The organism is Ruegeria sp. YTSC002 (assembly GCF_059609845.1).
The window spans coordinates 74498-88238 of sequence record NZ_JBXWML010000008.1; the positions used below are offsets into that span (position 1 = coordinate 74498).

The 13741-nt window shown below is 56.6% G+C and carries 17 protein-coding genes and 1 pseudogene; 8 read left to right on the plus strand and 10 right to left on the minus strand.

Annotation, left to right across the window (positions count from 1 at the left end; genetic code table 11):
- Positions 1-2: 2 nt before the first annotated feature.
- Positions 3-932, minus strand: coding sequence for a substrate-binding domain-containing protein (locus AC2FFD_RS15465; protein ID WP_475190636.1), 930 nt, complete (start codon positions 930-932; stop codon positions 3-5).
- A gap of 1 nt (position 933) precedes the next feature.
- Complete coding sequence (locus tag AC2FFD_RS15470) at positions 934-2007, minus strand: LacI family DNA-binding transcriptional regulator (RefSeq protein ID WP_475190639.1); 1074 nt, start codon at positions 2005-2007, stop codon at positions 934-936.
- Positions 2008-2313: 306 nt separating this feature from the next.
- Between AC2FFD_RS15470 and AC2FFD_RS15475 the strand changes: the two are divergent.
- The 3 genes and pseudogenes from AC2FFD_RS15475 (at position 2314) to AC2FFD_RS15485 (ending at position 4735) form a co-directional block, all read left to right on the plus strand.
- Positions 2314-3081, plus strand: a pseudogene (locus tag AC2FFD_RS15475) (IS6 family transposase).
- A 47-nt stretch (positions 3082-3128) separates the two neighbouring features.
- The gene (locus AC2FFD_RS15480; RefSeq protein WP_267362916.1) at positions 3129-3725 is read left to right on the plus strand and encodes a DUF6088 family protein; all 597 of its coding nucleotides are present in this window, start codon (positions 3129-3131) and stop codon (positions 3723-3725) included.
- 2 nt (positions 3726-3727) lie between these two features.
- Positions 3728-4735, plus strand: coding sequence for a nucleotidyl transferase AbiEii/AbiGii toxin family protein (locus AC2FFD_RS15485; protein WP_267362918.1), 1008 nt, complete (start codon positions 3728-3730; stop codon positions 4733-4735).
- A gap of 55 nt (positions 4736-4790) precedes the next feature.
- Here AC2FFD_RS15485 and AC2FFD_RS15490 read toward each other — a convergent pair whose 3' ends face one another.
- The 7 genes from AC2FFD_RS15490 to AC2FFD_RS15520 form a co-directional block, all read right to left on the minus strand.
- Positions 4791-5387, minus strand: coding sequence for a DnaA N-terminal domain-containing protein (locus AC2FFD_RS15490; RefSeq protein ID WP_496873489.1), 597 nt, complete (start codon positions 5385-5387; stop codon positions 4791-4793).
- Positions 5388-5623: 236 nt separating this feature from the next.
- Positions 5624-6643, minus strand: coding sequence for a protease modulator HflC (hflC, locus tag AC2FFD_RS15495; protein ID WP_010442286.1), 1020 nt, complete (start codon positions 6641-6643; stop codon positions 5624-5626).
- On the minus strand, positions 6640-7707 hold the full coding sequence (gene hflK, locus AC2FFD_RS15500; RefSeq protein WP_496873490.1) for an FtsH protease activity modulator HflK: 1068 nt from the start codon (positions 7705-7707) through the stop codon (positions 6640-6642). Before hflK ends, hflC begins: the two co-directional genes overlap by 4 nt.
- Positions 7708-7782: 75 nt before the next feature.
- Positions 7783-8274, minus strand: coding sequence for a hypothetical protein (locus AC2FFD_RS15505; protein ID WP_496809054.1), 492 nt, complete (start codon positions 8272-8274; stop codon positions 7783-7785).
- Between the two features lie 16 nt (positions 8275-8290).
- Complete coding sequence (locus AC2FFD_RS15510) at positions 8291-8749, minus strand: hypothetical protein (protein WP_496809055.1); 459 nt, start codon at positions 8747-8749, stop codon at positions 8291-8293.
- An 8-nt stretch (positions 8750-8757) separates the two neighbouring features.
- Complete coding sequence (locus tag AC2FFD_RS15515; RefSeq protein ID WP_496809056.1) at positions 8758-9144, minus strand: hypothetical protein; 387 nt, start codon at positions 9142-9144, stop codon at positions 8758-8760.
- A 38-nt stretch (positions 9145-9182) separates the two neighbouring features.
- Positions 9183-9449 carry a hypothetical protein gene (locus AC2FFD_RS15520; protein WP_496873491.1) on the minus strand — a complete coding sequence of 89 codons (267 nt, stop codon included), beginning with the start codon at positions 9447-9449 and terminating at the stop codon, positions 9183-9185.
- Positions 9450-9799: 350 nt separating this feature from the next.
- Between AC2FFD_RS15520 and AC2FFD_RS15525 the strand changes: the two genes are divergently transcribed.
- From AC2FFD_RS15525 to AC2FFD_RS15535, 3 genes are all read left to right on the plus strand, one after another.
- The gene (locus AC2FFD_RS15525) at positions 9800-10219 is read left to right on the plus strand and encodes a hypothetical protein (protein ID WP_496873492.1); all 420 of its coding nucleotides are present in this window, start codon (positions 9800-9802) and stop codon (positions 10217-10219) included.
- Positions 10216-10614, plus strand: coding sequence for a hypothetical protein (locus AC2FFD_RS15530; protein WP_496809059.1), 399 nt, complete (start codon positions 10216-10218; stop codon positions 10612-10614). The genes AC2FFD_RS15525 and AC2FFD_RS15530 overlap by 4 nt, the downstream gene beginning before the upstream one ends.
- Before the next feature lie 324 nt (positions 10615-10938).
- On the plus strand, positions 10939-11127 hold the full coding sequence (locus tag AC2FFD_RS15535; protein WP_496873493.1) for a hypothetical protein: 189 nt from the start codon (positions 10939-10941) through the stop codon (positions 11125-11127).
- Positions 11128-11185: 58 nt separating this feature from the next.
- Here AC2FFD_RS15535 and AC2FFD_RS15540 read toward each other — a convergent pair whose 3' ends face one another.
- Positions 11186-11920: a Crp/Fnr family transcriptional regulator gene (locus AC2FFD_RS15540; protein WP_496873494.1), complete on the minus strand. Its 735-nt coding sequence runs from the start codon at positions 11918-11920 to the stop codon at positions 11186-11188.
- 154 nt (positions 11921-12074) lie between these two features.
- Here AC2FFD_RS15540 and AC2FFD_RS15545 point away from each other — a divergent pair, with 154 nt between their 5' ends.
- Both AC2FFD_RS15545 and AC2FFD_RS15550 read left to right on the plus strand, forming a co-directional pair.
- On the plus strand, positions 12075-12317 hold the full coding sequence (locus AC2FFD_RS15545) for a hypothetical protein (protein ID WP_010442275.1): 243 nt from the start codon (positions 12075-12077) through the stop codon (positions 12315-12317).
- On the plus strand, positions 12314-13579 hold the full coding sequence (locus AC2FFD_RS15550; RefSeq protein WP_496873495.1) for a fatty acid desaturase: 1266 nt from the start codon (positions 12314-12316) through the stop codon (positions 13577-13579). Before AC2FFD_RS15545 ends, AC2FFD_RS15550 begins: the two co-directional genes overlap by 4 nt.
- Positions 13580-13741 lie beyond the last annotated feature (162 nt).

The following is a 13741-nucleotide window of genomic DNA, read 5'->3' on the forward strand; positions in this document are numbered from 1 at the left end:
CATCATTCGAACAGCGACCGGAAGTCGTCCACGTTCTCCGATGTGACGATGGTTACCGGCACCGATATCTCGGCTTCGACGCTCTCACCCTCATGCAGCGCGATCAGCGCCTCGACAGCAGCAGCCCCCATGGCGGCGGGGTCCTGCTGGATCACGGCCTTGAGATAGCCATCGTCGATGGCGTCAATAGCCTGCGCCGTCAGATCCCAGCCAAAAACCGACAGGTCATCTTGTTTTCCCTGCGAAGAAACAGCGGCAATCGCGCCCATCAAGGCGGGTTCGCCGGTCGCATAGATGGCCGTTAGATCGGGGTTGGCGGTGATCAGGTTTTCGGCAGCCCCCAGCGCCACATCTTGGATGTTCTGCCCGTCAACCGTGCCCGCAACAGTCACCGTGTCGCCGTTCAGCGCGTCTTCGAAACCATCCTTGCGCACATTCTGGATGTAAGAGTTCAGCGCGCCCACGATGCCCAGCTTGGACGGATCGGCCATGTTTTCGTTGTAATAGGCGGCAAGGTCAGCGCCGGCCTTGGCGTTATCCACGCCAATCTGCGCCTTCTGCGGACCGCCCTCGGGCAGGATCGCATCAATGGCCACCACGGGAATGCCCGCCGCGTCGGCCTGTTGCACAGCTGGCATGATGCCGTTCACGTCGATGGCCACCACGGCCATGCCAGCAACACCTTCCTGAATATAGGTCTCGACCGCACTGTTCTGCGCCGCAGAATCGTTGTTGGCGTTAAAGATCACCAGGTTCACGCCCGCGGCCTCTGCAGCCTCCTGTGCGCCACGGTTCATTTCATTGAAAAACAGCGCCTGTTGGTTGATCTGCACAAGAGCAAATGTGGGGGCGTCCTGGGCCAACGCCGTGGTTGCAAGCAGGCAAGCGGCAGCACCCACGCCAAAGGCGCGTCGGGTTGTTTTCATGGTCATGTCAGTACCTCCGTGAGTTGGAATTCGGTTGCATTAGGAGAGTTGACCTGGGAGGCGGGCCGACGGAGGCCCGTTCTACCAGGGTAACGGGCAACAGCTCCTCTTGCGGGAGCTTTTTGCCCTCGGATGGTGCAGAGGTCTCGAGCAGCAGGCGCAGCGCCCGCTTTCCAAGATCCCGCACCGGCTGGCGCACTGCCGTGACGGCGGGTGCGAACAGGTGCAACGGGCCGACATCGTCAAACCCGATGACAGAGACATCGTCGGGAATTGAAACGCCGGACTCCTGTAAAACTTCGTACAGACCAATGAGCAGTTCGTCGGAACTTGCAAAGATCGCAGTCGGGCGGCTGTGGTTTGGACGGGCCACGAACTCGCGAGCCGCCTCACGCCCTGCCGCGAAGGTGTAAGTCCCCCGAGCCCGTTCAATCACGCAGTCGGGGCCGCCCACCTCGGCCATCCCGGCCGCAAACCCGCCGTAACGGCGCTGGCCAGAAATCATCTCGTCGACGCCACCGATGAACAAGACGTGCCGATGACCCGACTGCGCCAGATGACGCCCTGCCAGCCGGCCCCCTTCGAAGTTGTCGCAAAACAGCTTGGGTACCTGTGTGCCTACCACGTCCTCGTCCACCACGATGCAGGGACCGGCTGTGTTGATCCGATCGGCCAAGGCCGCATCACCTTGATGGTTCGTGATAAAAATCAACCCGTCTGCATGCCCTTGCCGCAAGAGATCGATGTAGGAAAGCTCCCGGTCTCGGCGGTTTAGTGTAGCATAAAGCGCCAAGGCCTTACCGTGGGCATCGGCTTCCTGCTCTACAGCCGCGACGAAGGTGGCAAAGAAAGGTGTCGCAATGTCCGGTACGATCAGCCCAATGGTATCGGTCCGCCCAAGGCTAAGCCGCCTTGCGTGAGGGTTTGGTTTGTAGTTCAGCGCACGAATGGCGGTGTTGATCTGCAGAGCGGTTTTTTCGGGCAGATCGAGCGAGCCGTTCAGGAAACGGGACACCGTCGTCTTGGAGACGCCAGCAGCATTTGCAACATCCTGAAGATTGGCCATTCGTGTTCCCGCCATGTCCGATCACTCCTGAGATTCAGGTAAATCGGTTTAGTAAACTGGTTTACTAGCGATCATGCGGATAGAATCATGCGTCTGTAAAGAAAAATGTGTGTTGAAGACATAGATCCAAAGCGACCGCCGAAATTTTGTGCGGTACGTGGCCCACACCTCCGCCAACGATCAACCAGCCAACCGGTCCTCTGGTAATTCAGTGTTTGCCAAGCATTTCCCAGCAACCACAATCTGGAGCTACTCTTTCCTCAAACTTTACTGAGGTATTGCCAAGTTGCTCGTCCGTCTTGACCGGGCTATCCGCGGGTCATGAACATTCCGACCAAAATGCCGCGCCTGAAAGGGTTCCGCTATCCTCGTGAGATCATTGCTTATGCAGTCTGGGCGTACCACCGCTTTGCACTGAGCACGGCGGATGTTGAGGACCTGATGGCAGCGCGGGGCGTGATTGTAAGCCGGGAAGCGATCCGGTTATGGGTCAATCGGTTTGGGCAGCATTTCGGAGACTGCATCCGGCGAGATCGTCTGCGGCCAAACGACAAGTGACGAATGGACGAAGTTGTGATTTCGATCCGTGGCAGAAAACACTGGCTATGGCGCGCCATCGAAGCAATTGGTAATGTCCTCGACATTCTCGTACAAACTCGCCGGAACGCAAGAGCTGCAAAGCGGTTCTTTCAGAGGCTCGTGGCTCAATTTGGTGAACCGAGGGTCGTAATAACTGACAAGTTGCGCAGCTACATCAAGCCGATCAACAAGTTGGCTCCGGACGCCGACCATCGCGCCCACAAAGGCCTGAACAATGCAATCGAAGTGTCGCACAGGCCGACACGGAAGCGAGAAAAAATGTTCGGGCGGTTCAAATCACACCGGCAAGCCCAGAGGTTTCTGTCTGCGCATGACCAGATCAACTTAATCTTCCGCCCTCGCCGATACCAACTCACCGCCATCTCATACCGCCACGCACGGATTGATGCGTTCACACTCTGGGATGAGTACACCGCAGAAATGACAGCCCGAGCGCGGAACAAAATCACTTTTCATGAATCCTCAAACAACTTGGCAATACTCTGCTAACTTGTAAGTCAGAAAAAAGTATTATATTTTCTGACAAGGAGAAAACTATGATCACTTCATCGATTAGACAACGCATCATCGGAAAAGGCCGGGGCTCAATCTTTGCGCCAACCGACTTTCTGGATATTGGCTCCCGCGCAAGTGTGGATCAGGCATTGTCGCGTTTGGCGGATCAAGGGATGATCCGACGGTTAACGCGTGGGCTTTATGACTATCCGAGAAAGAGCGCCCGATTAGGGCTGTTGTCTCCGTCAGCCGATGACATTGCCAAAGCGATTGCACGCAAAGACAATCAGGTTCTACAGCCCTCCCCTGCCATGGCAGCCAACCAGTTGGGGCTGTCGACCCAAGTGCCGTCCAAGCCGACTTACATGACCGACGGCCCGACCCGCACCAAGACAGTTGGTCGACAAGTCATCCAGTTCCGGAATGCATCATCCAAAACGCTAGTTGGTGCAGGCCAGAAAACCGGCGCCGTATTTCAGGCGTTACGCTATGTTGGCAAAAACCGGGTGGATAGCCGTGTTGTCGACACGCTGGCCCGCAATCTGGATGTTAAGGACCGCGCATTGCTCGCAAGACAAAGTAGATATGTTCCGACCTGGATGCACCCGGTAGTGCAGCAAATCGTGGCACGGGTCTGATCTTGGACCAGTTTGCCAACGATACTCCAAAGAACCGTGAAGAAGCGTTTCAGGAAACGGCCGCAAAGCTTGGCATTTCCAAGGCAATCGTTGAGAAGGATTTCTGGGTCTGCTGGTCGCTGAAACATCTATTCGCCCTGCCCTCTTTTGGCACTCACATGATCTTCAAGGGTGGGACATCGCTATCCAAGGTCTATGACATCATCCATCGGTTCTCAGAAGACGTGGATCTGTCTCTCGACCGGGCACAGCTCGGTTTCGACGGCACACGTGACCCCGAGCACCCTGCCCTTTCAGGCAAAAAACAAAAGCAACTGCTGCAGGAGCTTCAGGATACGGCCACCAAAGTAGTCTCAGGACCGCTTCTGAAAGAAACCAAGATCAAGTTTGGCGCCGTGCTTGATCAGCACTTTTCCCTCTCGGTCGATCCTAATGATGCACAAACCTTGCTTTTCGCCTATCCATCCGAGACAAGTGCGGCCAGCGGCTACATCCAGCCGGTAGTGCGGTTCGAATTTGGCGCCCGTGGGGTTCACCTTCCAGCCGAGTCCCGCAGGATATCACCTTATGTGCATCAGGCATTTCCAGACCTGTTGGAGGCGAGCGACGTCGATGTGAAGGTCTTGGGTGTTGAACGCACATTCTGGGAGAAAGCCACGATCCTGCATATGCTCTATCATCAGGACATCACCAAACCTCTGGCTGACCGTATGTCGCGCCATTATTACGACATGGCTCAGTTGATCAAACACGAGACCCATTCTCGCGCTATCGAACAGATCGACTTGCTGGATCAGGTTGCACACCATAAGTCCGTCTTCTTCAAAGCGGCTTGGGCTAACTACGAGAATGCCAGGCCCGGATCTCTAAGATTGCTACCGAACCCTGAGCTGAAAGCAGCGCTGCGCCGGGACTATGTGGGGATGCAAGAAATGATCATCGGGGATCCCCCCTTGTTCGACAACATTCTGAAAACCATCGGGATGTTCGAGGCCAAACTCAACGGTTGAAATCAGCAATTTCGGTTGTCTCACGGCACAGCGTGCGACCTACAAATCTGGATTGTTAGCCGAGCAAACACACTTTCTGAATTCGCCCGAACTCGAGCTGGACCGCTCCAAGTAAAGGTTTCAAATGGTGAGATTGAATGTACTGTGCGATGAACTTGCTGGGTGCGCGCAAGGTGATTGTCTGATCTTGCATTTCAACAAATTTGAGATCGCAGTACCAACTTTTAAACAATAGTGCTTCAGACTCTGATAGGCGCCGAAGCGCCCTGCCCCACGGACCCTGAAGGTCTTGTCCCTCATGTTCAACAGCTTCTGGTTTTTCTTGGCCAAATTGTACATGAACAACCTTTTTGGTCGGTTTTGGAGTTTGTGTCTCCATGCGCGATACAAAATCAGAACCAACATTTCGCCAAACCGGTTCGCTCAGACGGTAAATTTCCGTGTAGTTGAGTCGGTACGCTGCGACGCGGCCTCTAACCCCAGGCCTAAGCTGGAGAAGTATACTTGAATCCGTCAATCGCTTAATTTCTCGCTTGACGGTTCGTTCGTCCACGGACCAGAGGCGGGCCATTTCTTTTTGGCCCAACTGACCCGAGCGTGCATATTTGGGCGTCATGAAAAACAAATAGTGAACATGTAAACCAGTTGCCATTCGTTGTGCCCTATGCGAACCGATAAGACGCGGACAAACTGGACTTTTGCGTTTGCGGCGGATGCACGTGCCGAAAACCCAAAACTTTGAACCTATTAAACGCGGATGGAGTGGATGGCGTCTGCTCCCAAACGCCGCGTTTGCGGCAACGGGTGTCGGTCGCAATCTGGCGTTCGGCGCTTCGCGTTTCGTCTAAATCCACCGGTTCTTCCGTCATCTCTTTGTCCTCCGATTCATCAGCGTTCGGCCGCAGCCGTCAGGCCGGGAGGGGGAGGAGACGTACTCCCAGACGGCTCTCCGGCCTCCATTCCTCTCAGAAACCTGAAAAGTTCGCTATCGGTTGTCAGGACCAGCGTCGTTCCGCCTGAAATCATGTCCTTGTAGGCCTGCATTGTCCGGGTAAACGCATAGAATTCGGCTGCTTGGGCGTCGATGTTGTAGGCTTTTGCGTAGATCGCAGCCGCCGAGGCGTCAGCCACGCCGCGGATTTCCTCGACGGCGCGATACGCTTCGGATTGTATCTTGTTCAGATCGCGAACCCGGTTGCCGCGAATTCGCGCGGCTTCGCCATTGCCTTCGGAAAGAAAACGTTCAGCGATCTGGCGGCGCTCGGAGATCATGCGGTCATAGATCTTCGGACGCACACTCTCGTTGTAATTGATCCGCTTGAAACGGATATCGAGAAGCTCGATCCCAAATACACGAACCTTCTCTGAGGCGGCTGCGAAAATCTCTTGTTCCACAAGTGCGCGGCCTTTCTGGATAGGAACCAGAGAACCTATGTCCTGCGCGCGCTCCTCATCAGTCAGAAGCGTGTCCCGCAGCGGGATCCGGCCTTTCGTAGTCCGGATAATCTCTATCAACTCGTGTTTTGCGACGGCATTGCGGGTTTCGCTGCCGAGAATATCGTCCAGACGGGATTGCGCGCTGCGCTCATCGCGCAGCCGCAGGAAATATTGCAACGGGTCGGTGATTTTCCAGCGGGCGAACAGATCGACGGAAATGTAGAGCTTGTCCTTAGTGGGCATGTCGGACGGATTGCCATCCCACTCAAGAACCCGGCGGTCGATCCGGTTGACTTCTTGAACGATGGGCAACTTCAGCTTTAAACCGGCCGTTATAACTGGTTCTCCCACGGGTTTGCCGAATTGGGTGATAATGGCCTGTTCGACTTCGCCAACTGTGTAGAGGGAACCAGAGGCAATCACGCCAACTGCAGCCGCAATCCCTGCAATGAGGCCCAGTCTGATGCTCATGACGGGTCCTCCTGAAGCCTGTCCAGGTTCAAAAGCGGCAGGATGCTCGTAGTCGATCCTTCGACAATGATTTTTGACAGGATTGTGGGCAGAACATCCTGGAGGGTTTCTATGTATATCCGCCGCCTCGTGACCTCTGGTGCCTTGACGTATTCGGCCAAAAGCGCGGTGAACCGCGCAGCGTCGCCTTCCGCCTCGTTGATGCGTTTCAGGCGATAACCGTCAGCCTCTCGAATCCGCTGATCTTTCTCGCCCTCGGCCAGCGGAATGACTTTGTTGTACTCGCGGCGCGCCTCGTTGATCAGGCGTTCCTTTTCCTGCTGTGCCTGGTTGACCTCATTGAATGACGCCTGAACAGGCCCCGGCGGGTTGATGTTCTTCAGCTGCACCTGGTCGATACTGATGCCCATGGCGTATTTCGTGGACAGAGCCTGCATCTTAAAAAGTGCCTCGCTCTCAATCTCCTGCCGGCCGATGGTGATGACCTCGTCAACCGTGCGGTCTCCAACGACCTCGCGCATCACGGACTCAGAGACGTAGCGCAAAGTCGCGCTTGGCTCGCGTACCTCGAACAGGAACTTCAGGGGGTCCGAGATCCGGTACTGCACCACCCATTCCACAAGCGCGGCGTTCAGATCTCCCGTGACCATTTCGGTTTCGCGCTGGCCGTCTGATGGGCTTTGGAAGGGATCACTCCTGCCCGGCGTGGTGAATCCGAATTCCTGCTTCAGCTGCCGTTTCACGGGCACCAGTGTGGCAACGTCGATGCCAAACGGAAATTTGAAATGCAGGCCAGGCGGAACCTCAGCAGTGTATTTGCCGAAACGCTGGACAACGGCGACCGAGTCGCTCGGGACTGTGTAATAAGAAGACCAGGCTGCAACCGCAGCCAAGACTATCGCTCCTGCAACCAGTACCCCTCTCAGAGGCGGCCGCCCTTCAGGGAGTAATCCGCTCAGGCGGTCGCGGCCTTGACGAAGAAGATCGTCAATCTCGGGAGGATTGCTCTTCTGTTTGCTTTGCCATGGCCCACGGTCTTCCGGGCCGCCGTTCTGTTCGGGCATATCGTTTTCTCCCTTGCTCGTGCGAACCGGCACCCGGCGCAGACTCTGGCGGTCCGCGGGGTGGATCCACGTGTCTTATTCCCTCTGTGTCGGCATTCCTTCGTTCTCCGCAGCCTGTATTTGTGAGTTTTCTTGTGGCGATGTACCTGCTGTATCCGCATCCCGTGCCTCTTTGTCCGCCTGAGATGCGCGCCCGCCCGCGTAGAGATGCCGAAGCTGCATCTCGGAAACACCGTCGGCCTCCATCACCAGCCGAACCATCGGGTCTGCCAGCATTTCTTCGAGGAAAATTTCGGCCAGATCTTTTCCGGTCAGCTTGTCCTTTGCCAGGGCATCATCGAGGTCGGCCAGTGAAACCGCCAAGGTTCTCGTCAGGCCGGGGTGGGATGCCCGAGAATGCAGTCTCACCGCTACAGATGCTTTCCAGGCTTCCGGGTGCAGATGGTCGGGCGGTGAACACAGTTCCGTTTCAATATCGTACTCTCCTGCCGGAAGCGTCTCGTCGAAGCCAGGCACACTGAAAGGCCGGGCGAAAACCGCAATGGACTTTCTGACTAGCTCGTTCATAGGAGAAGTCCTCTCATCAAAGCGACAAGCGCGCCAAAGCTGCGGCTGCCAGAGCAATGCCCTTGTCGTGGTAGTCTCCGTGGAACACGCCATCCACCTTGACCTCCCAAATCCCATTCCTCTCTCTGACACAGACACGATCAGCTTGCGCAGTGGGATAATAGGGGTGTGCCGAAGTTTGTCTCTTTTCCGGTTGGTGCAATGGCTTAACGAGTACGCTGGAGCTCACTGTCTTTGGCAATTGCGTTTCTCCAAGGGCCATCACGGCGCGAATGAACTCCTCCGCGTAATCATCCGCGTTCCGGTGGTCATGCTCGTGCCGCACCATGGCCATCGGCTCAACAAAACGCTTCTTCAGGTGCTCAAGAAAACGCGGTTCCGTGTGCGACATGTAAGCAATGAGCGACTGGAGAACCCGTTCATGGGCTAGAACGCGCCGTTCAAGATCGGTTGTTTCAGTCAGTTGTGGTGACATGGCGCTGCTCATCCTTCAGTGATCGTGTTTTCCGGACGCTCCGGTGACTTGTCTACGTCAAGGGCTGCAAGGCAGGCTTGCGCGATGTCCCGGTTCGGGGTCTCTGTGCCTGGTACCGTCGCCCAGCCAGCCGCCATGAGGGCCTCTCGCTGCCGGAAGGTAGAAGCTGCCCGGATCGCCGCCATCTTGGCAGCCCGTTCCGGATCGGATCGGGCCATGTCCAGACAGACTGGCACCAATGCGGTGGCAACATGTTCACGGGCCATAGCCACGGACCTGTCGTTCGAGGTTCGGCCGGTTACCCAGCCGCCCCAAGAAAATCCAGCTACACTGACAAGTACCGCGCCGATGACGGCGCCGTAGAGGCCGGGTTTAAGCCATTCGGGAGTGTTCATCGTAGTTCCTCCAGCGGCAAAGCGCCGCCTCGCTATCTTCAGATGTCATATTGAATGCCGCGGCCAAGTGCCGTTTCCAGGTCGGTCCAGGAAATTGGCCGCATTTCTGTTCGGCCCAGCGAACGCCCCTTGCCGTTTATGGTCAGGAAAATCGCTGTTCTGCGGTAAGCCGGGAAACTCAGCGTCTCGATAAGTTCTTCCTCAACCAATACTTCGTATTCACCGGCAGGCAGCTCGTCCGAATATCCGGATAGGGTAAACGGGCGCGGGAAGGTCACGGTGGATCTGATTGAACGCAGCGCCATCTCCGGTCTCCGCGATGTATACGTGCCTTCCGCACTGCCTTGGCTGCAGCATACCGATTGCACAGTGGCAACCGAACTTTACGGTCATCATACATATATCCCAGAACCGGGCGGTACGCGCTGACCCATGTTAGCGCCGCCGGGACCCGGGCCGCGCTGGCGAACCCTGGAGCTGCCCTGATGTTTGACTTCAGAGGTTTGGACACCGGCTGATCTGCATCAGCGCGTACTCCAGGCGACGCGGGTATGATCGAAACAATCCGAAACATTTTGATCTTGCCAGAGGAGGCCCCGATCAGTCGGCACGTTCGCTCCCAAGGTCCGAAAGCACTGAAAAGGAGGAAGTGGTGATGCCCGCAGGTGGCATTCTTTACCCGCACAGCCCTGAGTTCGATCGGTTTTTGCAAGCCTTCGTTGGTGAGGACCGGAAAGGCAATGCTGTTACGGTACTTTCGGCCCTTGCAAGGCTAGAACTCGAACCTTGGGAAGAGGCAGCCGCGCTTGCCGCTTTGGAGGAAGAGGCCGCTGGTTCGCGACTGGAGATGCTGTTGTCGCAATTCCGTGACGTGCCCGAACTCAAACAGGATTACAGATCGGTCGCGCGGGAACTGACCCGTCTTCTTCCCAAACGCCGCAAGCGTTTAAGGGCTGTTTCTGGTGGTGTGGAAAACCGGCCGGCAAATTTGTCTGGATTGATTTGGGTGGTACTGACGACCTTCTTTCTGATTGTGCAATTAATACTCGCTGGCACTCCGGGAACGGGCCAATGACCTTGGGCAAAGCACAGGACGGCGATCGCAGGCAGGGCGGTCTACCCGGTCATGACAATGCAATCCTCTGGGATCTGGAGGCGCGGCACTGGACCAGCGGCGCGGACAGCGCTCGCACGGTGACTGCAAAAAATGCAGTGATGATACTTCCCTATCCGCCAGGCATCCTTCAGGGCGGACAGATTCTGGAGCATATGAAGAAAAACACGGGCTGGCGAACCGTGGAAATGAAAGACCGCAGCCAAATCCGGCAAGGAGCCATTGCCGTGCTCGCCTATCGCGTATTCGCTGAAAAGTCGGGTTCACCAATCTATGAGGCGCTCTGCGCGTCCACATATTTTCTGGACAACGGTCGGTGGCTGCGGCTGTCACATCAGCAAACCCCCACCACCTGACTCCAGCAGGATGAATCTTCACCTTGGGGCGAAACCTCTAACGAACTTATTGACATGTGAACCGGCCCCTGGGGTCTGGATTCAGAACCAGAACTTGACCACTACAGCCGATGCCCAAGCGGACAGTACAACTTTCGAGTGTCCCAGGCTAACCTGCGTCAGTGCAGCGGAGCGGAGAAGATGAGTACATATATTCGTGCCTGCCGAATCTCCGGCGGCACTCAGTTCCGAGCGAAATAGAAGCGCGTGAAGCGTGCGGTTCTTGAAACGAGCCGCATTGCCCAGCGTCTCCTACTCTCGGAATGTCCAGGAAAGGACATTCTAATGACACCTGAACAAACCAATGTCACCGAGAAGATGACCTCGGTCAAAGCAGCTTGTGACAAAGCGCCTGCCGGTCCCAGAAAGGATCGGGCGCTGGAACACTATCAGGCTGCCGAGAAAGCGCACGAGGCGAATAACTACGGCGAGACGAACAGGGAACTCGACGCGGCTGCAAAAGCGATTAGCTGACTTATCTCGTCTTAGAAGAAAATCAGGCCGCCCCAAGTTTAGCGAAGGGCGGCCTCCTTCATTTCAAAAGTGGGCCGGTCTGATCCAGATACGCCGTATCGAAACCTGAAATGGCCACCAATCCGTCATAGTCGTCGAACGTCACGCAGCCGTCCTGAAAGGTCAGCAGACCGCTTTCGCGAAGCTTCCGCAAAACACGGTTCACATGGACAGCGCTTAGGCCGAGTGCATCAGCAAGATGATACTGTGTCAATGGGCAGGCGTACCCTTCCTTGCTCCCCATTCCGACCAACTTCAGCCTTGCCCCCAGTTCCAGAAGAAAATGCGCCATGCGCGCATCCGCGGCGCGTCGGCCAACTCCAACGAGATGCTCGACCACCATGGCTTCGTCCCGTGATGCTGCCCAAAGAAAGGCTGCCGCCAGGCGAGGGGTTTTCGTGAATGCATCCAGAAGGTCGTCCGCCAGAACCTCCACCGCCTGAATGTCCGTGACCGGCTCGAAACTGTGGTCGGAGGTGCGCAACAGCACGCTGCGCAATCCAAGAAAGTCCCCTGGTATCTGGAAGTCCACAATCTGGCGGGTTCCGTCCGGCTGAAGCTTGTAGGAACAAACCCAGCCGGCAGCCAGAATGTAAGTGGCCTGATCAGATTGCCCCTGATGTACAAGATCACGCCCCGCCGTGAAGGACCGGCGGCGCAGATGCAGACGCTTCAAAACATCCAATTCATCTTCAGACAAGGCGAGGAAGACTTGTAACTTCTTTGTAAGCGGGCTTTCTAATATATCCGTCATCGGGGCCTCACAAGCCGAAAAATCTCCAGACGCAATCGTGCGGAGACTGCTTTCGGTTAGCCCAGCTTAGCCTTTTTTCTGCGAAGATGCTGGTGAAAAGCGAGGCCGCCCGGTCGCGCGTAACTCTAAGCGTTACCTGGAAGGAAACCACAAAATGCTTAGCGAGAAGGACTTCCCGGGAGTGGCCGCCCTCTCGATCTGCGAAGCACTGCTGCTGGCTATGAACGATAACAAAGTCCTGCCTGAACACGAGATCGTGGGTATCCTGCGCGATGCGGCAAAGACACATGAGAACGCGGCTGGCACTGACAACGAGATAGAGGCGCACCTGGCCGTGGCGGCTCTGATCAACCGGATCATTGCTGGCGGGAACTCCGTTCGGAGGCCGCCGGGATGACATGCTCAATTGCACCGGGTTGGACATTGCCTATGCCGTTTTCGTCCAACTCGTACAAGGCACAGGGCCAACAGCCCGGTCATCAAGACATGTCAGTTGGCACATGCCACCAAGACGGCAGCGTCCAAACTGACATGTTGAAAGCCGGATCTGCCTCGACCGCGCGGCAAGCGCGGGTCCAGCCAGGTCCCTTGCCCGTCACGGGTGGGGCACCCGGCGCGGGATACCCCTCCGGTGTAACCGGTCCGAGACAGGAAGAGGCGCAGCTGACCGCATCAGACTGGACACGAACCCTGATGAAGTACCGGCAGCCAATCCCCTCCCGCAGCATTTTCGAACTGACGGTCACGCTCGTGCCTTTCGTGGCAATATGGGTGGTTGCCTGGTGGGTGCTCTCGATCAGCACCGTGTTGGCACTGGCTCTCGCGTTGGCGAATGCAGCCTTCCTGCTCCGGCTGTTCATAATCCAGCACGACTGCGGACATGGTTCCCTGTTCCGCGACCGGCGTCTGTGCGATTGGATCGGTCGCGTGATCGGCGTTATCACGCTGACGCCCTATGACGTCTGGCGCAAGACCCACGCGATCCACCACGCCACGAGCGGAAACCTGGACCGGCGGGGCATCGGAGACCTGCCGGTGCTGACAGTCAGAGAGTACCGCGGGAAGGGATGGCCCGGCCGTACGCTTTACCGCCTGTTACGCCATCCGGTTTTCCTGTTCGGGGTGGTGCCGTTTTACACGTTCTTTCTGCACAACCGGCTGCCCGTCCATCTGATGCGGTCCGGCTGGCGCTACTGGTTGAGTGCGATGGCGACAAACGCTGCCATAGGCCTCACTCTGACAGTGATTGTCTTGCTGGGCGGGTGGGAAGTACTGCTGTTCGTCTTCCTGCCGACGATGCTTCTGGCCGCAATAGCCGGCATGTGGTTTTTCTACATGCAGCATCAGTTTGAGAAAACCAGCTGGCGGCACGAGGAAGACTGGAACATCCGGGACGCGTCCCTTCACGGCAGTTCGCACTACGCTCTGCCCGGCATCCTGCGCTGGATCACCGGGAACATCGGAGTCCACCATGTGCATCATCTGGCCAGCCGCATCCCCTTTTACCGTTTGCACGACGTAGTCAAGGATCACGACGCCCTGGCGCAGACCAGACGCATTACGCTTTGGGAAAGCTTCCGCTGCGCGCGACTGCACCTTTGGGATGAGAAAAGCCGCAGATTGCTATCGTTTGCAGAGGCCCGGGCACTTCCCGTCTGAGCCTTGCGAAATATTGCCACTGGTCAGTGAATTGGCGCGTTGGATAGGAAACTGGGGGCACCTAAATAGGACATTTGTCGTTCCACGGACGGCCACGTCTGTGCCAGTTGGGTTTCTTTCTGAGCCAGTATTGTCGGGACAATTGGGATGATTACTCAGTTG

What these genes read in the sequence shown, in the direction of transcription:
- AC2FFD_RS15505 (WP_496809054.1), bottom strand. Translation starts at nt 8,274, where the DNA reads ATGAACGAGCTAGTCAGAAAGTCCATTGCGGTTTTCGCCCGGCCTTTC.
- AC2FFD_RS15530 (WP_496809059.1), top strand. Translation starts at nt 10,216, where the DNA reads ATGACCTTGGGCAAAGCACAGGACGGCGATCGCAGGCAGGGCGGTCTA.
- AC2FFD_RS15465 (WP_475190636.1), bottom strand. Translation starts at nt 932, where the DNA reads ATGACCATGAAAACAACCCGACGCGCCTTTGGCGTGGGTGCTGCCGCT.
- AC2FFD_RS15540 (WP_496873494.1), bottom strand. Translation starts at nt 11,920, where the DNA reads ATGACGGATATATTAGAAAGCCCGCTTACAAAGAAGTTACAAGTCTTC.
- AC2FFD_RS15535 (WP_496873493.1), top strand. Translation starts at nt 10,939, where the DNA reads ATGACACCTGAACAAACCAATGTCACCGAGAAGATGACCTCGGTCAAA.
- AC2FFD_RS15550 (WP_496873495.1), top strand. Translation starts at nt 12,314, where the DNA reads ATGACATGCTCAATTGCACCGGGTTGGACATTGCCTATGCCGTTTTCG.
- AC2FFD_RS15515 (WP_496809056.1), bottom strand. Translation starts at nt 9,144, where the DNA reads ATGAACACTCCCGAATGGCTTAAACCCGGCCTCTACGGCGCCGTCATC.
- AC2FFD_RS15525 (WP_496873492.1), top strand. Translation starts at nt 9,800, where the DNA reads ATGCCCGCAGGTGGCATTCTTTACCCGCACAGCCCTGAGTTCGATCGG.
- AC2FFD_RS15545 (WP_010442275.1), top strand. Translation starts at nt 12,075, where the DNA reads ATGCTTAGCGAGAAGGACTTCCCGGGAGTGGCCGCCCTCTCGATCTGC.
- AC2FFD_RS15510 (WP_496809055.1), bottom strand. Translation starts at nt 8,749, where the DNA reads ATGTCACCACAACTGACTGAAACAACCGATCTTGAACGGCGCGTTCTA.
- hflC (WP_010442286.1), bottom strand. Translation starts at nt 6,643, where the DNA reads ATGAGCATCAGACTGGGCCTCATTGCAGGGATTGCGGCTGCAGTTGGC.
- AC2FFD_RS15520 (WP_496873491.1), bottom strand. Translation starts at nt 9,449, where the DNA reads ATGGCGCTGCGTTCAATCAGATCCACCGTGACCTTCCCGCGCCCGTTT.
- hflK (WP_496873490.1), bottom strand. Translation starts at nt 7,707, where the DNA reads ATGCCCGAACAGAACGGCGGCCCGGAAGACCGTGGGCCATGGCAAAGC.
- AC2FFD_RS15480 (WP_267362916.1), top strand. Translation starts at nt 3,129, where the DNA reads ATGATCACTTCATCGATTAGACAACGCATCATCGGAAAAGGCCGGGGC.
- AC2FFD_RS15490 (WP_496873489.1), bottom strand. Translation starts at nt 5,387, where the DNA reads ATGGCAACTGGTTTACATGTTCACTATTTGTTTTTCATGACGCCCAAA.
- AC2FFD_RS15470 (WP_475190639.1), bottom strand. Translation starts at nt 2,007, where the DNA reads ATGGCGGGAACACGAATGGCCAATCTTCAGGATGTTGCAAATGCTGCT.